General features: G+C 67.7%; 13 protein-coding genes and 1 riboswitch. Of the genes, 8 read left to right on the top strand and 5 right to left on the bottom strand.

The annotated features are described in order from the left end of the window. Positions 1–79 precede the first annotated feature (79 nt). The 8 genes from ABZX37_RS14795 (at position 80) to ABZX37_RS14760 (ending at position 14,020) form a co-directional block, all read left to right on the top strand. Positions 80–5,902: an RHS repeat-associated core domain-containing protein gene (locus ABZX37_RS14795; RefSeq protein WP_354739619.1), complete on the top strand. Its 5,823-nt coding sequence runs from the start codon at positions 80–82 to the stop codon at positions 5,900–5,902. A 1-nt stretch (position 5,903) separates the two neighbouring features. Beyond that, complete coding sequence (locus tag ABZX37_RS14790) at positions 5,904–6,227, top strand: ankyrin repeat domain-containing protein (RefSeq protein ID WP_354739742.1); 324 nt, start codon at positions 5,904–5,906, stop codon at positions 6,225–6,227. A 1,322-nt stretch (positions 6,228–7,549) separates the two neighbouring features. Continuing rightward, a riboswitch (cobalamin riboswitch) is annotated at positions 7,550–7,697 on the top strand. Positions 7,698–7,797: 100 nt separating this feature from the next. Continuing rightward, positions 7,798–8,331, top strand: coding sequence for a hypothetical protein (locus ABZX37_RS14785; protein WP_354739617.1), 534 nt, complete (start codon positions 7,798–7,800; stop codon positions 8,329–8,331). A gap of 17 nt (positions 8,332–8,348) precedes the next feature. After that, positions 8,349–9,782, top strand: coding sequence for a hypothetical protein (locus tag ABZX37_RS14780; protein WP_354739615.1), 1,434 nt, complete (start codon positions 8,349–8,351; stop codon positions 9,780–9,782). Next, positions 9,779–10,597: a hypothetical protein gene (locus ABZX37_RS14775; protein ID WP_354739613.1), complete on the top strand. Its 819-nt coding sequence runs from the start codon at positions 9,779–9,781 to the stop codon at positions 10,595–10,597. Before ABZX37_RS14780 ends, ABZX37_RS14775 begins: the two co-directional genes overlap by 4 nt. Next, positions 10,594–11,682, top strand: a complete 1,089-nt coding sequence (locus tag ABZX37_RS14770; RefSeq protein WP_354739611.1) for an energy-coupling factor transporter transmembrane component T — start codon at positions 10,594–10,596, stop codon at positions 11,680–11,682. Before ABZX37_RS14775 ends, ABZX37_RS14770 begins: the two co-directional genes overlap by 4 nt. Further along, positions 11,679–13,226 carry an ATP-binding cassette domain-containing protein gene (locus tag ABZX37_RS14765; protein WP_354739609.1) on the top strand — a complete coding sequence of 516 codons (1,548 nt, stop codon included), beginning with the start codon at positions 11,679–11,681 and terminating at the stop codon, positions 13,224–13,226. Before ABZX37_RS14770 ends, ABZX37_RS14765 begins: the two co-directional genes overlap by 4 nt. Beyond that, positions 13,223–14,020 (top strand): ECF transporter S component, encoded by a 798-nt coding sequence (locus ABZX37_RS14760; protein WP_354739607.1) that lies wholly within the window; start codon positions 13,223–13,225, stop codon positions 14,018–14,020. Before ABZX37_RS14765 ends, ABZX37_RS14760 begins: the two co-directional genes overlap by 4 nt. A 28-nt stretch (positions 14,021–14,048) precedes the next feature. Here the strand turns inward: ABZX37_RS14760 and ABZX37_RS14755 are convergent, their stop codons facing one another. From ABZX37_RS14755 to ABZX37_RS14735, 5 genes are all read right to left on the bottom strand, one after another. Then, positions 14,049–14,822: an enoyl-CoA hydratase gene (locus tag ABZX37_RS14755; RefSeq protein ID WP_354739605.1), complete on the bottom strand. Its 774-nt coding sequence runs from the start codon at positions 14,820–14,822 to the stop codon at positions 14,049–14,051. Continuing rightward, on the bottom strand, positions 14,819–15,703 hold the full coding sequence (gene mmsB / locus ABZX37_RS14750; RefSeq protein ID WP_354739603.1) for a 3-hydroxyisobutyrate dehydrogenase: 885 nt from the start codon (positions 15,701–15,703) through the stop codon (positions 14,819–14,821). Before mmsB ends, ABZX37_RS14755 begins: the two co-directional genes overlap by 4 nt. Further along, positions 15,700–16,734: an enoyl-CoA hydratase/isomerase family protein gene (locus ABZX37_RS14745; RefSeq protein ID WP_354739601.1), complete on the bottom strand. Its 1,035-nt coding sequence runs from the start codon at positions 16,732–16,734 to the stop codon at positions 15,700–15,702. Before ABZX37_RS14745 ends, mmsB begins: the two co-directional genes overlap by 4 nt. Before the next feature lie 70 nt (positions 16,735–16,804). Further along, positions 16,805–17,944, bottom strand: a complete 1,140-nt coding sequence (locus ABZX37_RS14740) for an acyl-CoA dehydrogenase family protein (RefSeq protein ID WP_354739599.1) — start codon at positions 17,942–17,944, stop codon at positions 16,805–16,807. Between the two features lie 8 nt (positions 17,945–17,952). Further along, the gene (locus ABZX37_RS14735) at positions 17,953–19,452 is read right to left on the bottom strand and encodes a CoA-acylating methylmalonate-semialdehyde dehydrogenase (RefSeq protein ID WP_354739597.1); all 1,500 of its coding nucleotides are present in this window, start codon (positions 19,450–19,452) and stop codon (positions 17,953–17,955) included. Positions 19,453–19,607 lie beyond the last annotated feature (155 nt).

The raw sequence follows: 19,607 nt of genomic DNA, 5'->3' as shown, positions 1-19,607 counted from the left end.
CGACGGCGGGTGGCCCCGCCACCCGCCGTCGCCCCGCCTCGCGTTCCCAGGACTTCGTCCTGCCCAGCCTGGAGGAACCATGCGCAAGTCGCCGACGCACCGCACTCGTCGCGGCATCACCGCGGCGCTCATCTGCTCACTCGTGCTCACCGCCGTCAGCACCGAGAACATCGCGAGCGCGGCCGGGGGACCCAGCGTTCCGCTGCCGACCGTCAACTCCACCAAAGTGACGCAGCAGACGATGACGCCCCGGGCACCGGACGAGGCATCCACTCGCGCACTGCGCGGAAACCAGCCGGCCGGATCGACCGCGCCGGACGGCGGTGGAAACTCCAAGGCGACCTCCCTCAGCCCGTCCGCGACCTGGGACGTGAGCGCGCAGACCGGCGATTTCAGCTGGTCTTACCCGCTCGAAGTCCCGCCAGTGCCCGGAGACCTGACCCCGAACCTCGGACTTTCCTATTCGTCGTCCGCAGTGGACGGACGCACGAGCGCGACGAACAACCAGGCGTCGTGGGTAGGCGACGGATGGGATCTCGCACCAGGATTCGTCGAACGCACATATGGTGCCTGCCGGGACGACAAGGAAGGCGGGACCACCCCGCCGAAGGTCGGCGACCTGTGCTGGAAGTCCGACAACGCGACCGCCGCCTACAACGGTTCCGGCGGCATGCTGATCCACGACACAACGAAGAACGTGTGGCGGCAACGGAGCGACACCGGCGCCCGGATCGAACACCTGACCGGTGCGGGAAACGGTGCCAAGGACGGCGAGTCCTGGAAGATCACGACCACCGACGGCACCCAGTACTTCTTCGGCTCGACCGCCTCGGCGAACTCCACGTGGACCGTTCCGGTCTACGGTGACGACGCTGGCGAACCCTGTCATGCCGCGAGTGGCAACTTCGAGGAGTCCTCCTGCGTCCAGGGCTACCGCTGGAACCTCGACAAGGTCATCGACCCGCACGGCAACGAAATCCTCTACACCTACGACGTCGAGACCAACAACTACGGCCAGAACGGGAAGGACACTCCGGTCTCCTACGTCCGCGGCGGCACCCTGCGGGAGATCCAGTACGGACTGAACACCCACGTCGCCGCACCGGCTGTGGGGAAGGTCGTCTTCACGACTGCGGACCGATGCATCCCGGGCAGCCAGTGCACCTTCGACAAGCCGGAGAACTGGCCGGACGTACCGCTTTCGGACCGATGCGACACCGCGAGCTGCAAGGACCATCCCAGCCCGACGTTCTGGTCGACGAAACGCCTCGCCAAGATCACCACGCAGGTGAGGTCGGGCACCGGCTACGCCGATGTGAACAGCTGGTCGCTCGATCAGCAATTCCCGGACCCCGGCGACGGCGAGAAGGCGGCGCTGTGGCTCAAGGGCATCACCCGAACCGGCCTCGTGGGCACGCCGATTTCAGTTCCGCCGGTGACCTTCGAGGGCAAGCACCTAGCCAACCGCGTCGACAAAGCCGACGGTATCGGTCCGCTCAACCGATACCGGCTGTCCGCGATCATCTCCGAGTCCGGCGGTGTCACGACCGTGAACTACGCGGACCTGGACTGCACCGCGACCTCGCTGCCCGCAAACCCGGAAACCAACACCAAACGCTGTTTCCCGACCACCTGGGCGCCGCTGCATTATGCCGAACGCACCGACTACTTCCAGAAGTACGTTGTCTCGTCGGTCGTCCAGTCCGATCGGATCAGTTCGAGCACCGAACAGCTCACCAGCTACGAGTACCCGGAAGGCGCTGCCTGGCACTACAGCACGTCCGAATTCACCTCTGATGACAAGAAGACCTGGAACGAGTTCCGCGGCTTCGGGAAGGTCATCGTCCGCAACGGCAGGCCGGACGATCCCTCCGGCCCGCAGAGCTATTCGGAAACCCGCTATTTCCGCGGGATGAATGGGGACAAACTCCCCAACAACGGCACCCGTGTGGTCTCGGTCTCCGACGACGAGAACGGCAGCCATCCTGACGAAGACTGGTTGCAGGGCTACACGCTTGAGACCATCACGAAAAACGGCGCTAACGGGCCTGTTGTCGGCAAGTCCATCAGCGAACCGAGTTGGCAAGGGCCGACCGCGACACGCGATACGTACAAGGCGTACATCGTTCATCCCGGAACGTCTCGAAGCTTAACCGCGCTGGCCGCTGGCGGATGGCGAACCACGAAGACAACTACCGCGTACGACGCCAACGGCTTGCCGACGCAGGTCAGCGACCTCGGGGACGTGAGCGACCCGGCGGACGACAAGTGCACTACCACGACTTATGCGCAGAACACTGCGTTGTGGATGCTGTCGTACCCGTCCCGAGTCGAGAGCACGACTGTCGCTTGTGGAACACCACCGGTCTACCCGCGCGATGCTGGCTCTGATGCCGTCTCGTTCTACGACAATCAACCTGCTGGCGCGGCACCCACCGTCGGTGACGTCACGTCGGTACAGGACCTCGACAGGTACGACAACGGCAAGCCGGTCTACCGGGCAGCCGCGAAGACCGAGCGCGATGTCTACGGCCGTACCACGAAAGTCATCGACGCCGTCGGCCACGAGGCCACGAGCATTTACACGCCGGCGACCGGCGGACCGGTCACGCAGCTGGTGACTGCCAACACGCTCAACCAGAAGACGACGACTGTCTTTGAACCTGCTTGGGGTGCAGCCAAGACCACGACTGATCCGAACGGACGGGTCAAGGAGATCGCCTACGACGCGCTGGGCCGCAATGCCGAGATATGGCTGCCGAACAGGCCGCGTCCGGACAACCCGCAGGGCAACACCCGCTTTGCCTATGACATTCGAAATGACGGGCCGAGTGCCGTTTCAACGACGAGCGTGAACGCCAACGGCCGGTTCGTCACCGCGACCACGATCTACGACAGCTTCTACCGTCCTCGGCAAGTGCAATCGCCCGCACCCGGCGGCGGGCGACTGCTGGTCGACACGCGCTACGACTCGCAGAACCGCGCGTACAAGACGACCCAGCCGTTTTACAACGACCAGAACGTCGACACGAAGCTCTGGGTCGCGAGCGACACCGAGATCCCGGGCTTCACTGTCACGCAGTTCGACGGCGCGGGCCGGTCGATCGCTGCGGTCTACCAGGCAGGCGGTGCCGAAAAGTGGCGCACCACGACCACTTACGGCGGGGATTGGACCAGCGTGACCCCACCGGCGGGCGGGGTGCCCACCACGACCGTCACGGACGCCCGCGGACGCACGCGTGCGCTGCGGCAGTACCACGGCGCGCAACCGACCGGTGATTACGACGAGACCACCTACGGATACACGGCTGCGAACCAGCTCGCGTCGGTGACGGACTCGAGCGGCAACCACTGGACCTACAGCTACGACCTTCATGGCCAGCTGAAGCAAGCCAACGATCCCGACCGCGGCACGACGACCTATGCCTACAACGAGCTCGGCCAGCAGGTCAGCACGACAGACGCCCGCAACGTCACTCTCGCGTACAGCTACGACGCCCTCGGCCGGAAGACCGGCACCTATCAGGGCAGCACCACCGGCACCAAAATGGCCGAATGGGTTTATGACACAGCGTTCAAGGGCGTCGGGCAGCTTGCCAGCTCGACCCGGTGGGTCAACGGCAACGCTTACGCCGAAAAGGTCAACGCCTACTCACCGCTGTATCAGCCGACCATCCAGACCGTCACCATTCCCGCGGTCGAAGGCCCCAAACTCGCCGGCTCGTACACAACCTACCTGTCCTACAACCCGGACGGCAGCGTCGGCGGCTCCAGCTTTCCGGCAGCGGGCGACCTGGCCGTCGAGAGCATGCTCTATGCCTACGACGACCTCGGCCATCCGATCACCACGAACGGCGACGCGGATTACGTCACCGCGTCGGACTACAGCCGCTACGGCGAGATCCAGCGTCTGCAACTCGGCCAAGGCGACCACCGGGTCTGGCAGTCGTACTACTACGACGATCACACCCGGCGATTGGACCGGACCATCGTCGACGCCGAGGTTCCGCACCCGATGCAGGCGGACACTCACTATGCCTACAACCCGGCCGGAAACATCACTTCTATCTCCAACACGCCACAAGACCAGCCAGCGGACACCCAGTGCTTCCGCTACGACTACCTGCGGCGGCTCACCGACGCCTGGACACCGCCAGCTGCGGCATGCGACAGCGCTCCGTCGACCGCCTCTCTTACCGGTCCGGCTCCTTACTGGCAGTCGTTCACCTACGACAAGTCCGGAAACCGGCTGACCGACACACAGCACACAAGCGCGGGGGAGGTCACCCGCAAATACAGCTATGCAGATCCCGGGGTGGCGAAACCACACCAGCTGAACTCGACCAGCGTCCCCGGCAAGCCGGACAGCCAGTACACCTACGACCAGATCGGCAACACCAAGACCCGGCCGGGCATCGCTGCCCAGCAGAACCTCGATTGGACATTGGAGGGCCAGCTCGATTCGGTCGTGGAAGGCTCGGCGAAAACCAGCTTCGTCTACGACGCCGGAGGCAGCCGACTGCTCCGGCACGACCCCTCTGGCACCACGCTGTACCTGGGCGGCCAGGAAATCCATGCTGACTCGACAGGTCAAAGTGTCAGCACGACGCGGTATTACAGCCACGGCAGCGGGATCGTCGCGGTCCGTACGAGCGGCAAGCTGACGTGGCTGGCCGGAGACCACCAGGGCACGAGCCAGATCGCCGTCGACTCGACGGACCTGAGTGTGACTCAGCGGAGGCAGGACCCGTTCGGGACCCCGCGCGGACCGGCTACAGACCTGCCCGGCGAACGAGGCTTTGTCGGCGGCACCGAGGACAGGTCGACCGGCCTCACCCAACTGGGCGCTCGCGCATACGACTCAGCGGCAGGTCGTTTTCTGTCGCTGGACCCGGTGTTCAACCCCGCGAGTCCCCAACAGATCAACGGATACTCGTACGCCAACAACAGCCCGGTTTCCTCGAGCGATCCCTCGGGCCTCGAGCCGATGGTGCTGCCGCCTGGCTGTGGTGACAGTCTCGCCTGCCGGGAGAAGGGCTACGGGTCGTCTCCCCGTTCAGCATGGGATGCCGATACGGAGCGAGTGGAGCAAGCGGCGGATCAAAAGCAGCGGGCAGGCTGGGTGAAAAGGCACTCTCCACGAACGTCCAACCGAGCCGATGTGTATGACCTATTTCAGCAAGCGCGACATATGCCCAGCTCGATTGGATGGTGGGATAATTCTTTCGAGGCTGTTGGCGAGAATCAGATGGCGAGCATCTGCTTCGGGCGCACGGGCTGCTGGAAGGCTCTCCAGTACTTGATCGAGCATAAAAACGATGTCGAAGGCGCTAAGGTCATCGCAGCGACTTATTGCTTGGATAACTACCGGCAATGCGAGCGTGAATCTGGAATTAGTCTTCTTGGTGACCTTGGCATGTCGGTCGCAGGCGGATTGGGGGCGGGTGGTGCTCGGTCCGTATCTGCCTCAGGCGCGAGAAATATTGCGAAAGAAGCGGCTGAAGCACTTCGAATATTTGGCTTGAGGAATGGCTCAGTCGGCAAAGACGCTAACGTTGCTGCGGCTGAGGTGCTTATTGAGGGCGAGTCCCCGCAGCTGCTTCAGTCGGTGAGCGGACGTGCGCCCCGAGATGGTACTGTGCCGAAGCCTGGCGATGTCAACAATCCAATAAGGTATAAAGCTACTGCGACTGGGAAAAATAATCGTAAAACTGACACCGAGATAAAGCTGCTCACTTACATTGCCAACAATCTAGGGGAGCCATCCCCGTATGTCCGTGGTACTATCAATATACATACCGAGAAAGCGATGTGTATATCGTGTCAATCAGTAGTCCGGCAGTTTGAAAGCGAATTCCCGGGAGTTAGAGTGAATGTTACGGAAGGCGGATGGGGTGGCTGAAATGTCTCCGGCGCACTCTGCGGTAGAGATGGGAAATGTCCTCGCCCTTTGTAGCCTGCTTGATGAGGGTGTCGACGTGAATGAAGAGTGGAACGGATTCACGTTGCTCCATCATGCTGTTGACCGGGAAGGCGACGATCATGCTCAATCAGGTGGGCCGCTTCACGTTGACTCGACCGCGCTTCTTTTGGCAAGGGGGGCTGATCTGTCCTGTCGAACAAAAGACTTCGAGCAATTAACTGCCGAGGATATTGCTCGAAGTAATGGCCACTGGCTTGCTATCGAGTTATTTTCTGCTTGGAAGTTATTTCGACGAATTGACTAGTGGTTAATGGGGAATTTTCCATCCCTCGTGTCGAAGTGGTAATTCTTCACTTGCCTGAAATTATGTGGGTCGATCAGCTTGGAGTTTTAGGTCGGCGATCCTGCCGACGGTGGCGGCGTTAGTATGAGCTGGCATCGCAGGGTCTGCTTGAAGCTGCCGGTTCTCTGCCAATTTCAGGATCTTGAATCGTTCTAATTATCCTGTTGGCGTGAGAGTTGTTGTCGGCGGTCCGGTGCTTAATCATTTGGATGTTATTTCCATGCGGCATCTCGGTGTCACTTCTACGGAGGTGCCGCATGATTTTTATTCCGCTAGTTGAAAGCGGAGTGCCGTACCGGATGTCGTTGAACTGTGGTCTGGCGGAGTTGGTGCCACGTATGGCTCGCACCGACACGGCGATGAGGGTCAAGTTCTTTGCAGGTGGCGGCGATGAAGGGATTCGTGCCATTTGCTGCTTCCTTTGCCGAGGACGTGGCCGACGCGTCGGGGCAAGCCGAGGGACGCGGGGCGTTCGCTTGCGACCGTGCGACTGGGTCGGCGAGTCAGGTGCGGAAGCAGCCCCGGCGTCGCAATAGCAGCGGATCGTGCGGGGGTCTCCTGCTCGAGTGACATAGCCCACTCGTTGATCAAGGCCTGCCAGGCCGGCGGAGCGGGCTTCAGGGCTCGGGTGCGCATGTGAAAATCCTCAAATAGGAGTGTCACTGAGCACTGTGCTAGCTCCCGGGCCGCGTCGGACGGCACGAAAAAGGGGCTGAACCCGCAGGTCCAGCCCCTCCAAAGCCGAGTCGGGATGACAGGATTTGAACCTGCTACCCTCCGCTCCCAAAGCGGGAACGGCTAAGCGCAGTGCTACACCAGTTTAGCCGCTGGTCGGCGACGAGTGAAAATCCTCAAATAAGAGGGTCGCAGAATAATCTTGTGCTTTGTTGGCATCGGCCGGTTGTCGGTACGGCAGTTTGACTGGCCTGAATGGGGTAGGACACCCCGAAGCATTCGGGTAGAAGCTGGATGCGGCCCCCCTGTCGTCGTGGATTTCTTTCGGCAATTAATGCGAGCTTGAGCGAGCCGGGCAGGCGTGCGCTCGACCTGGGCGGGGGAGTAGCGCCGCTCACTCGGGCTTTCGTGGTCAACCAGGCGACCGCCGAGCGCAGAATCTCTGCTGGCTAACTGGAGCGCGCTCCGCGTGCGAGACCGGATGGATCCGATGTTGCCGCGGCAAGGGCGATGAGGCGGCCGACGACGTCAAGGCATCGATTCGGCCAACTTCAGACTGTGACCGTTTGATCGCTTCAGGTGAGGTACCTGGTAAGCGGTGTGGAACTCGCGGCTCTGGTGCTAGCGTTTGGTTGCTGTACAACCGAATAACGTGATCGTCAGGGGAAGCCGGGCAAGAGCCGGCGCTGACTCGCAACCGTAGGCTCGCCTCGTGGCGGGCAAGTCGGAATGCCTGACGGTCACGAGTGGCTCCACCGTCGAAGACTGCGGAACGGGGCCCGGCCGCGCGTGCGCTTGACTGGGGTGTCGCGGTGACGGGTCGCGTTCAAGACCACTCACCGCAAAGGACATCACTATGTTCTCCCTGGCCAAGACTGCCGCGATCAGTGTGCTCGCGGTTCCCCTTTTCGTTTCCTCTCCCGCTGCCGCAGCACCGGCGTCGTACACGAACGGCCCGTGCCAGGGCAGTTCCGGCGTGACGGTCGTGGTGGACGCCACGCATTTCGCCGGCGCCTCGGTGACCAGACGTTGTGTCGCCGGTGATCCGGAGACGGCGTTCGAGGCGCTCAGCGAGGCCGGGTTCGCTCCGGTGCACGGGACCGGGCAGGGGCAGCAGGGTCCGTACCAGTACTTGTGCCGGATCGACGCTCGTCCGTCCAGTTCCGCCGATCCGTGCACCGGGTTCGTGCCGAACGCTCCGTACTGGGCGTACTGGGTGCCGGACAAGCAGAACGCCAACTGGACCTATGCCGACGAGGGCGTCGACGTCTCGGACCCGGCGCCGGGCACGGTGCTCGGGTTCTCCTTCGGCGCGGGCACGGCGACGGACCCGAACCAGATGAGCCTGACCCTCGCGCAGGCGAAAGACCCGAACTGGACCGGTTCGTGAGCTGGGGTGCCGGTGCCGTGGCCAGCGCGTTGGTGCTGGCCGCGGCGGTTCCGGCACCCGCGCCGGACGTCTCCGAGCCCGCGGTGGCCGCCGCGGAGTTCCTGGCCCACGAGTTCAGCCGGCTCGGCGACGGCTATCCGGACCCGGTCAGTCCCGGCAACACCGACGCGGGGTTGATGGCCGACGCGCTGCTCGCCATGCACCGCGCGGGAGTCGAACCGGCAGCGCAGGCGAAGGCGACCGCGAAACTGCGGGCGCACTTCTTCAGCGCCACGATCGTCTCGGCGGGCCTCACGGGCAAGGACCTGATCGTGGCTGTCGAGCAAGGAGTGAATCCGCGCCAATGGGGGAAGGACAGCAAGGGCGACACCATCGACCTCATCGCACGGCTCGGTGCGGCGCAGGGTTCCGCGGGCGCTTTCGAGGACACCGCGGTCGGCGGAGCGCGCACCCCGGCGAACGTGTTCGGGCAGGCTTTGGCGCTGATCGGCTTGCACAAGGCCGGGATCGGCAACCCTGCCGGGAAGGCTGTGCTGCTGCGCCAGCAATGTCCGGGCGGCGGGTTCCGGCTGAACGTGCCCGCGGGCGGCGAGACCGCGCAGTGCGCGTCGGATACCGATGCCAGCGCCGACACCACGGCGATGGGGGTGTGGGCACTCGTCGAGATCGGCGGCCATCGGCAGCAGGTCGCGCGGGGGCTGGGCTGGCTGCGCGCTCATCAGGATCCCGCGACGGGAGCGTTCAGCGCGGATCCGAAAACCCCGGCGCAGGTGAACACCAACTCGTCCGGGCTGGCCGCGATGGCGCTGGCCCTCGGCGGCGACGGCGCGGCGGCCTCCCGGGCGACCGGGTGGCTGGCCGCCATGCAGGTGCCCGCGAGCGTGCCGGTTCCGGCGATGGCCGGTGCGATCGCGAAGAGCCAGACGGACCTGGACGCGATCGCCCTCGACGCGAAGGCGTTCTGGCTCAAGCGCAGCGGTGCCGACAACGTGGGCAAGCAGGACGGCGTGCGCCGGGCCACCGCACAGGCATTGCTGGGCCTGTCCGCCGCGGTTCCCGGTCCGGTTCCGCCTCGGCCGCCGGACAATCCGCCGCCCGGCACCGTGCTGCCTGGCACCGTGCCGCCTGGCAGTCCGGGGCGTGGCGCCCCGGGCCCGGGGTTGCCAGGAGGAAGGCACAGCGGCGTGCCGCGGACCGAACCAGCTGGCTCAGCCCCGCCCACCGCCGCCGAGGCTCCAGCGAGCGGTTCGGCTGGCCCGGTGCCGAGCGCGCGGCCGGTGCCGTCGACCACCTCGCCGCCGGATCAGGTCGGGCAGGCGCGGGCGCTGGAACCGCGTCCGGCGTCGTTCTGGGCCGGCCCGAACGGAATCGCGGCAGCGGTACTGGCCGGTTTGCTGTTCGCCGCGGGCACGTTCTGGTTGCTGGTGCGCCGCAGGGGATCCCGGTCGTGAGGCGGCTGATTGCCGCGCTGGCGGCCGGATTGATGGCGATGGGCGGCAACGCGGCGCCCGCTGCGGTGGCGGCACCGGCGTGCACGGCGACGTCCGGTGTGCTCGTGGTGGTGGACTTCGGGTCCCTCGGCGGCGGAGTGGTGCAGCGTTGCCTTGGCACGCCGCCCGAATCCGGGTACGACGCGTTGCGCGCGGCAGGATTCCGCACCGCCGGGACCGTGCACGACGGCCCGGCTTTTGTGTGCCGCATCGACGATCGGCCCTCGCCGTCGGTGGAGCCGTGCACGGACACGCCTCCCACGACGGCGTACTGGTCGTACTGGGACGGCAATGCCGGAACGAACCGCTGGGAGTACAGCAACGAGGGCGCGATGAGTGCCACTCCGCGGGCAGGCCAGGTCGAGGGCTGGTCCTTCGGGGACGGGAAGCCGCCCAGTCCGGCGGTGGCCGCGCTGATCGCCCCGGCGGGTCCGGCGCAGCAGCAAGGCGGCGTCGGGGGCCCGAACCCCACCGCGGCAGGAGACAGTGCACCGTCGCCGCGGGCTCCGGGAGGAACGCAACTGCCGCCGAAGAGTTCGGGTGCCGCCGCGCCGGGTGAGCCGCCGCCGTCGGCACCGGCGAACGCACCGGTTTCGACGGGTTCATCTCGGCCGTCGGCGGCGAGCAGCGCGCCGGAACCGGCGGCGGCCGCGTCCGAGACCGCTGGCACAAGCGGATTCCCGATTCTGCCAGTCGTGGCGTTCGGGGCGATCTGGCTGCTGGGAGTCCTCGCCGCGGTCCTGGTCCGGCGCCGCCGCAGGCGAGAAGCGGAGTGATCGGCGCCGCCTCGCTGCCGCGGATGCTGCATCCCGCGGCGTGGTGGATCTGGGCGCTGGGCATGGCGACGGCGGCCAGCAGGACCACGAATCCGTTGCTGCTCGGGTTGATTCTCGCGGTGGCCGGGGTCGTGGTGGCCGCCCGGCGCGGGGAGGCCCCGTGGGCCAGGGGGTTCCGCGCGTACCTGGTCCTGGCGCTGGTGGTGATCGGGTTCCGGGTGCTGTTCCGGATCCTGCTCGGTTCCGCCTTCACCGGGGGAGGGCATCTGCTGTTCACGCTGCCGCGGATTCCGCTGCCGCACTGGATGGCCGGGGTGCGCCTCGGCGGGCCGGTCGAACTGGAAGGCATCCTCAGCGCCGCCTGCGACGGGTTGCGGCTGGCTACCTTGCTGGTGTGCGTCGGCGCGGCGAACACGCTGGCCAACCCCAAGCGGGTGCTGCGCATGCTGCCCGGTGCCCTGTACGAAATCGGCACCACCGTGGTGATCGCGCTGACCGTGGCGCCGCAGCTGATCGAGAGCGGACAGCGGATCATGCGCGCCCGCGCGCTGCGCGGAGCCACTGGAAAACTGTTCCGGTCAGTGGCGTTGCCGGTGCTGGCCGACGCGCTGGACCGGGCGATCGCGCTGGCCGCGGCGATGGACTCCCGCGGCTACGGCCAACGCTGGGAGAGGTCCGCGGCGGCTCGCCGCACCGCCGCGGCGCTGATGCTGGCCGGTCTGCTCGGGTTGTGCGTGGGCAGCTACGGGTTGCTGGCCGCCGAACAGCACAGTTACGGGCCGGTGATGCTGGCTGCGGGTGCGGTGGTGTGCGGTGTGGGGCTCTATCTCGGCGGCAGGCGCGTTCAGCGGACCCGCTACCGGCCGGATCCCTGGACAGTGCCGGAGTGGGCCGTCACGGCGTCCGGCGTTGCCGCGGCCGCGCTGGTCGCGTCGGCCGATCCGGTCGTGCTGAACCCGCCGCTGCTGGCGCCGGGGATGGATCTGGTGGCATTGGCCGGGATCCTCGCCGGATTGCTGCCCGCGCTCGCTGCCCCACCTCCACCCGAGCTGACCGCGCGGTACCGGCCGGGAGTACTGCGGTGATCGACTTCTCCGAGGTGACCATCTCCTATCGGGACACGCCCGTGCTGCGCGAGGTCTCCTTGCACATCGACGAAGGAGAGCTGGCGCTCGTGGTGGGCCGCACCGGTTCCGGCAAATCGACGCTGCTGGGCGCGGTGAACGGGCTGGTGCCGCACTTCACCGGCGGACGGCTGGCCGGGAGGGTCACCGTGGCCGGGCGGGACACCCGCACGCACCGGCCGCGTGAACTCGCCGCGGTGGTCGGCGTAGTAGGGCAAGACCCCGTCGCCGGGTTCGTGACCGATTCGGTGGAGGAGGAACTGGCCTACGGCATGGAACAGCTGGGCGTGCCCGCCGGCGTGATGCGCAAGCGGGTGGAGGAGACGATGGATCTGCTGGGCATCGCGGAGCTGCGGGACCGTCCGCTCCGCGCGCTGTCCGGCGGGCAGCAGCAGCGGGTCGCGATCGGCGCGGTGCTGGCCGCGGGCCCGCGAGTGCTGGTCCTCGACGAACCGACCTCCGCGCTGGATCCGGGCGCCGCGGAGGAAGTCCTGGCCGCGGTGACCCGGCTGGTCCACGACCTCGGGGTCACCGTCCTGATCGCCGAACACCGGCTGGAACGGGTGCTGCAGTACGCCGACCGGGTGCTGACCGTGGACGGCGGCCGGGTCACCGCCGCCGAACCCGCGCAGGCGATGCGGTCCGCGCCGATCGCCCCGCCGGTGGTCGCGTTGGGACGCCTCGCCGGGTGGGATCCGTTGCCGCTGTCGGTCCGCGACGCCCGCCGTCAAGCGCAGTCACTGCGCGCCGAACTTCCTTCGGCGCCGGTGCCCGGGCCACTCGGTTCCGGCGAAGAAACGTTGGCCAGCCGAGACGTCGTGGTTCGCTACGGCGACACGGTCGCGGTGCGCGAAGTGTCGTTGACCGTGGCCGCCGGGGAGACGGTGGCGCTGATGGGCCGCAACGGCTCCGGCAAGTCGTCTCTGTTGTGGGCATTGCAGGGCAGCGGCGCCCGGCACCGCGGTGCCGTCACGATCCGCGGGACGGATCCCGCGGGCCTGAAACCGGTGCCGCGCCGGGAACTCGCGGCTCTGGTCCCGCAGTCCCCGGCGGATCTGCTGTACCTGCACACCGTCGGCGAGGAACTCGCTTCCCCGGCAGCGCGGGCGATCCTCGACGAACTGGCCCCCGGCATCGACCCGGACTCGCATCCGCGCGACCTGTCGGAAGGCCAGCGTCTCGCGCTCGCGCTGGCCGTGCAGCTCGCCGCCGACCCCGCGGTGCTGCTGCTCGACGAACCGACCCGCGGCCTGGACTACCCCGGAAAGCAGCGGCTCACGGCGCTGGTGCGGGCCTATCCCGGAGCAGTGCTGATCGCTACGCACGACGTGGAATTCGTGGCCGAGACGTGCGATCGGGCAGTGGTGCTCGCCGAGGGCGAAGTGGTCGCCGACGGGCCCACTGCGGACGTCGTGGTGTCCTCGCCGCTGTTCGCGCCGCAGGTGGCGAAGATCCTCGGCGGCGGCTGGCTGACCGTCGACCAGGTCGCGGGGGCGCTGCGGTGAGCCCGGTGCGCATCGGCCGCTGGTCCGCGGTCTCGCTGGCGGTGTCCTCCGTGCTGGGCGTCGCCGCGTTCTGCTGGCCGTTCTTCGTCGCCCCCGGCACGGTGCTGGCCGACGCGGCCACCGAGGCTCCGCTCATTTTCGGCGTGCTGCTGGTGCTCGTGCTCGGGGTCCTGCTGGCGCAATTGGCAGACGGCGGGATCGACGCGAAAGCATTGGCGCTGCTGGGGGTGCTCGCCGCGGTGAACGCGGCGCTGCGCCCGCTCGGGGCAGGCGCCGGAGGCATCGAGACCGTCTTTTTCCTGCTGGTGCTCGCCGGACGGGTCTTCGGCCCTGGATTCGGCTTCACCCTCGGCTCGGTGTCCCTGTTCGCCTCGGCGCTGCTGACCGGCGGGATCGGGCCGTGGCTGCCGTTCCAGATGTTCGGCTGCGCCTGGGTCGGGCTGGGCGCCGGGCTGCTTCCCCGCGCGAGCGGCCGCCTCGAAATCGTTCTGCTGGCGGCGTACGGGGCGGTGTCGGCCTTCGGCTACGGGCTCGCGCTGAACCTGTCGTTCTGGCCGTTCGCGATCGGTGCGCACACCGCCCTGTCCTTTGACCCCAACGCTTCGACGCTCACGAACCTCGGCCGCTATCTCCTGTTCGACACGGCCACTTCGCTGGGCTGGGACACCGGCCGCGCGGTGACCAACGTGGTGGCGATCGTCGCGTTCGGCCCGCTGGTGCTGGCGACGCTGCGCCGTGCCTCGCGCCGCGCCGCCTTCGACGCGCCGGTCGAGTTCCACGACAAGCCGGTGTGACCAGCGGGCCGGTTCGATGAGGCCGGGCTTATCCGTGGCGGAACTCCGGAGGCCGCTTCTCGACGAACGCCGTCATGCCCTCCTTCTGATCGGCAGTGGCGAAGGTCGAGTGGAACAGCCGTCGTTCGAACAGCAATCCTTCCGACAGGCTTGTCTCGAACGCGCGATTCACGGCCTCTTTCGCCAGCATCGCCGCCGGTTTGGACATCGACGCGATCTTCGCCGCCGTCGCGACCGCTTCCTCCGGCAGCGCGTCGGCCGGGACGATCCGGGACACCAGCCCGGCCCGCTCGGCCTCCTCGGCCCCGATCATCCGGCCGGTCAGGACCAGGTCCATCGCCTTGGCCTTGCCGATCGCGCGGGTCAGCCGCTGGGAACCGCCCATGCCGGGGATGACGCCGAGCGTGATCTCCGGCTGGCCGAACTTCGCGGTGTCCGCCGCGAGCAGCACGTCGCACATCATCGCCAGTTCGCAGCCGCCGCCGAGGGCGTACCCGGCGACCGCCGCCACCAGCGGCGTCCGGACACGGCCCAGCGTTTCCCAGCCCGCGAACCAATCCGCCGCGTAGACCTCGCTGAAGCTCTGCGGGGCCATCTCCTTGATGTCCGCCCCGGCCGCGAACGCTTTCGCCGAGCCGGTGAGGACGATCGCGCCGATGTCCGGGTCGCGGTCCGATTCGGCCGCTGCCGCGGTGATCTCGTTCATCGCCTGCCGGTTCAGCGCGTTGAGCGCCTGGGGCCGGTTGAGCGTGATTCGGGCGACCCGTTCGGCCGGGCGGTCGACGAGGATGGTCTCGGTCATGCGGTGCCGTCCTTGGTGAGGCTGGTGATGATGGCGGAGAAGTCGCGACCGGGGCCGTCTGCGGCGACGAACGCGGTGTACCGCTCTTCGGCGTGCTTGCCGAGTTCGGTGCGGACGCCCTCGGCCTGCGCCGCGGCTTGGGCCAGGCGCAGGTCCTTGAGCATCAGGCCGCTGGCGAAGCCGCCCGCGTAGTCCCGGTTGGCCGGGCTCGCCGGCACCGGCCCGGGGACCGGGCAGTTGGTGGTGAGCGCCCAGCACTGTCCGGACGCGGTGGAGGCGACGTCGAACAGGGCCTGGTCGGTCAAGCCGAGCCGGCGGCCGAGGGCGAACGCCTCGCTGACCGCGATCATCGAGACGCCGAGGATCATGTTGTTGCAGATCTTCGCCGCCTGTCCGGCACCGGTCTCTCCACAGTGGACGATCCGCTTGCCCATGCTTTTCAGGTACGGCTCGGCGGTGATGAACGCCTCGGACGGACCGCCAACCATGAAGGTGAGCGTGGCGGCGGCAGCGCCGACGACCCCGCCCGACACCGGAGCGTCGAGCGCCAGGTGCCCGTCCGCGGCGGCGAGGTCGGCGGCATCGCGCGCGTCGGCGACCTCGATGGTCGAACAGTCGAGGAACAGCGTGCCGGGCGAGGCGGCGGGGACGATGTCCCGGTAGCAGTCCAGCACGTGCTGTCCGCTGGGGAGCATGGTGATCACGACTGCTGCGTCCGCGACTGCCGCGATCGCGGCAGTCGCCACGGACACGCCGTTTCCGGCCGCGGCGGCACGGGCGTCGGGGACCGGGTCGTAGCCGGTCACCTTCTCCCCGGCCTTGACCAGGTTGGCGGCCATGGGCCCGCCCATGTTCCCGAGCCCCAGGAAAGCGATGCTCATCGGGCCACTCCCGTCCACTCTTCGTCGCCCAGCGCTGCGAAATAGCTGCCGACCAGGTCGGCGTCGACCTCGGCCAGGGTCGCCGGGTGCCAGCGGGGCGACCGGTCCTTGTCGATGACCTGCGCACGGATGCCCTCGGTGAACTCGGCGGAGCCGAACGCCCGGTGCGAGATCCGGTATTCCTGCGCCAGCACCGATTCCAGGTCCGGCAGGGTCGCCGCAGTACGCAGTGCTCGAAGGGTGACCTTCAGCGCGGCAGGGGACTTGCTTTCGATTTCCTTGGCCGCGGCGACCGCCGCTTCGCCGCCGTCGCGCAGCCGGCCCAGGATCTCTTCGACCGTGTCGGCGGCGTAGCAGTGATCGATCCACGCGGCTTCGGCCGCCAGTGCACTCGGCGGCGGAGTTTCGGCGACCAGCGCCAAAGCCGAGTCGGGGGTGCGGGTGGCCAGGGCGTCGAACAGGTCGGGCAGCCGGTCCGCCGGGACGAAGAAATCGGCCAGTCCGCAGTGGACGGCGTCGGCTCCGGAGAGTTGTGCGGTCGTGAGAGCGGCGTGCGTGCCCAGTTCGCCGGGAGTGCGCGAAAGCAGATAAGTGCCGCCGACGTCGGGGACGAAGCCGATGCCCACCTCAGGCATCGCGATCCGGGACCGGTTGGTGGCCACGCGGTGGCTGCCGTGCGCGGACACCCCGACGCCGCCGCCCATGACCAGTCCGTCCATGATCGCCACATACGGCTTGGGGTAGCGGGCGATCGCGGCGTTCAGCCGGTACTCGTCGGCCCAGAACTCCAGCGTGGCGGTGCCGCCCGCACGAGCGTCCTCGTAGATGGAGCGGATGTCGCCGCCGGCGCACAGCCCGCGTTCGCCGGCGCCTTCGACGAGCACGGCGCGCACGCCCGGGTCGTCGCGCCATCGGTCGAGGTGGGCGGTGATCGCCCGGACCATGTCGTGGGTCAGGGCGTTGAGCGCGCGGGGGCGGTTGAGCGTGATCCGCCCGATCCCGCTGTGGACAAGGAATTCGACGTCGCTCACGCGGCCTCCAGTGATGTGCGGGATACCCGCGCCCAGTCGGCGGCACGAGCAAGCTGTCGCGCTGATGTGCTCATGCCGCCTCCGCCAGCATCCGGCGGGAAATGATGACCCGCATGATTTCGTTGGTCCCTTCGAGGATCTGGTGCACCCGCAGGTCGCGAACGATCTTCTCGATCCCGTACTCGGCCAGGTACCCGTAGCCGCCGTGCAGTTGCAGCGCCTGGTTCGCGATCTCGAATCCGGCGTCGGTGCAGAATCGCTTGGCCATCGCGGAAAGCTGGGTGGCATCGGGGTCGCCTTGGTCGAGCGCGTCCGCGGCGCGCCACAACAGCGTCTGGGCGGCTTCGAGGTCGGTGCGCATGTCGGCCAGGCGGAACCGCAGGGCCTGCGCTTCGGAGAGCTTCGCGCCGAATGCGGAGCGCTCCGACACATGCCGGACGGCTTTGCCCAGCGCCGTTTTCGCGCCGCCGAGCGAGCACGCGGCGATGTTGAGCCGTCCGCCGTCCAAAGCGGACATCGCCACCTTGAACCCGGCTCCCTCGCCGCCCAGCAGCGCGGTCGCGGGCACCGGGGCGTCGTCGAAGACGACCTGTCTCGTCGGCTGGGCGTTCCAGCCCATCTTGACCTCGTTCGGGCCGAACGAAACGCCAGGGGTGTTCCGCTCGACCACGAACGCGGAGATCCCTGCCGCGCCAGGCCCGCCGGTCCGCGCCAGCACGACATAGACGTCGGACGTGCCCGCGCCGGAGATGAATTGCTTGACGCCGCTGAGGAAGTAGTGGTCTCCGTCCCGTCGCGCGCGGGTCGTGAGGGCGGCGGCGTCCGAACCGGCGCCGGGTTCGGTGAGGCAGTAGCTGCCGAGCGAGTCCATAGTGGACATACGCGGCAGGTAGCGGCGGCGCTGGGTGTCGTCGCCGAACCGGTCGATCATCGTCGCGACCATGTTGTGGATGGACGCGTAGGCCGCGATCGACGGGCAGCCGGTGGCGAGCGCTTCGAACACGAGCACGCCGTCGAGCCGGCCGAGGCCGGAGCCGCCGACGTCCTCGGGCAGGTACAGCCCGCCGAGACCGAGTTCGGCCGCCTTCCGCAGCACGTCGACCGGGAAGTGCTTGTCCCGGTCCCATTCCAGCGCGTGCGGCGCGAGATGCTCGGCCGCGAAGTCCGCGGTGGTGTCGCGCAGCGCGAGTTGTTCTCCGGTCAGTCTCATGACCCGCCTCAATCCATCGTCGGGATGACGAACGAGGCTTCTTCCTTGATGCCGGACGGCCACCGCGAGGTAACAGTCTTCGTCTTGGTGTAGAAGCGGACCGAATCCGGGCCGTGCTGGTTGAGATCGCCGAAGCCGGACCGCTTCCAGCCGCCGAAAGTGTGGTACGCGATCGGCACCGGGATCGGGACGTTCACGCCGACCATGCCGGTGTTCACGCGGGCGGTGAAATCGCGGGCGGTGTCGCCGTCACGGGTGAAGATCGCCACGCCGTTGCCGTATTCGTGTTCGCTCGGCAATCGCAGCGCCTCTTCGTAATCGGCCGCGCGGACGACCGACAGCACCGGGCCGAAAATCTCCTCCCGGTAGATCCGCATCTTCGGCGTCACCTTGTCGAACAGGCAGCCGCCGAGGAAGAACCCGTTCTCGTGCCCCGGAACCGTGAGATCGCGGCCGTCCACCACCAGCTCCGCGCCCTCGGCGACACCGACCTCGAGGTAATCCCGCACCCGCCGCACGGCGTCGGCCGTGACCAGGGGACCGAAGTCGGCGGTCTCGTCGTGCGCTGCCCCGACCTTGAGGGTCTTCACGCGCTCGGCGAGCCGTTCGACCAGCGCGTCCGCGGTGGCCTCGCCGACCGGGACGGCGACGGAGATGGCCATGCAGCGCTCTCCCGCAGAGCCGTAGCCCGCGCCGATCAGGGCATCGACGACCTGCCCGAGGTCGGCGTCGGGCATGACGATCAGGTGGTTCTTCGCCCCGCCGAAGCACTGGGCGCGCTTCCCGTGCGAAGCGGCGGTGGTGTAGATGTACTCGGCGATCGACGACGATCCGACGAACCCGACCGCCTCGACCCGGGGATCGGTGAGCAGCGCGTCGACGGCCTCCTTGTCGCCGTTGACGACCTGGAAGACGCCCGGCGGCAGCCCGGCCTCCAGGAACAGTTCGGCCAGCCGCAGCGGTACGGACGGATCGCGCTCGGACGGCTTGAGCACGAACGCGTTGCCACAGGCGATCGCGGGCGCGGCCTTCCACAGCGGAATCATCGCCGGGAAGTTGAACGGCGTGATCCCGGCGACGACGCCGAGCGGCTGCCGCATCGAGTAGACGTCGATCCCGGTGCCCGCGGAGTCGCTGAACTCGCCCTTGAGCAGGTGCGGGATCCCGATCGCGAACTCGACCACCTCCAGCCCGCGCTGGAGGTCGCCGCGGGCGTCGGCGATCGTTTTGCCGTGCTCGGAGGACAGCAGCCGCGCGAGACTGTCCTCTTCGGACCGGACTAGGTCGAGGAACCGCATCAGCACGCGGGCGCGGCGCTGCGGATTCCAGCGCGCCCATTCGAGCTGGGCGGCGGCCGCGATGCCGACTGCGGCGCTCACCTCCTCGGCGGAGGCGAGCGGCACCCTGGCCTGGACGGCGCCGGTACTGGGGTCGAAGACGTCGGCGAACCGGCCCGAGGCGCCGGGCACGGGTTTGCCGCCGACGAAATGCCGGAGTTCGGTGGTCATGGCATGCCTTTCGCGAGAGCGCAGGACGAACTGCCCGGCCGCACACGGCGGCGGCCGGGGTTTCCGGGCAGGCTTGAGCTACCGAAGGCCGGGCGGCGGGTCGGCGTTTTTCGCGCAGGCAGGAAGAATCCGCATGCGTTCAGCTCCATCCTCGT

Source organism: Amycolatopsis sp. NPDC004079 (genome assembly GCF_040610415.1).
Taxonomy (GTDB): Bacteria; Actinomycetota; Actinomycetes; order Mycobacteriales; family Pseudonocardiaceae; genus Amycolatopsis; species Amycolatopsis halotolerans.
Note: the sequence above shows the minus strand (reverse complement) of the source record. Positions and strands in the feature narration are given on the sequence as shown.

What these genes read in the sequence shown, in the direction of transcription:
- ABZX37_RS14795 (WP_354739619.1), top strand. Translation starts at nt 80, where the DNA reads ATGCGCAAGTCGCCGACGCACCGCACTCGTCGCGGCATCACCGCGGCG.
- ABZX37_RS14790 (WP_354739742.1), top strand. Translation starts at nt 5,904, where the DNA reads ATGTCTCCGGCGCACTCTGCGGTAGAGATGGGAAATGTCCTCGCCCTT.
- ABZX37_RS14785 (WP_354739617.1), top strand. Translation starts at nt 7,798, where the DNA reads ATGTTCTCCCTGGCCAAGACTGCCGCGATCAGTGTGCTCGCGGTTCCC.
- ABZX37_RS14735 (WP_354739597.1), bottom strand. Translation starts at nt 19,452, where the DNA reads ATGACCACCGAACTCCGGCATTTCGTCGGCGGCAAACCCGTGCCCGGC.
- ABZX37_RS14755 (WP_354739605.1), bottom strand. Translation starts at nt 14,822, where the DNA reads ATGACCGAGACCATCCTCGTCGACCGCCCGGCCGAACGGGTCGCCCGA.
- mmsB (WP_354739603.1), bottom strand. Translation starts at nt 15,703, where the DNA reads ATGAGCATCGCTTTCCTGGGGCTCGGGAACATGGGCGGGCCCATGGCC.
- ABZX37_RS14740 (WP_354739599.1), bottom strand. Translation starts at nt 17,944, where the DNA reads ATGAGACTGACCGGAGAACAACTCGCGCTGCGCGACACCACCGCGGAC.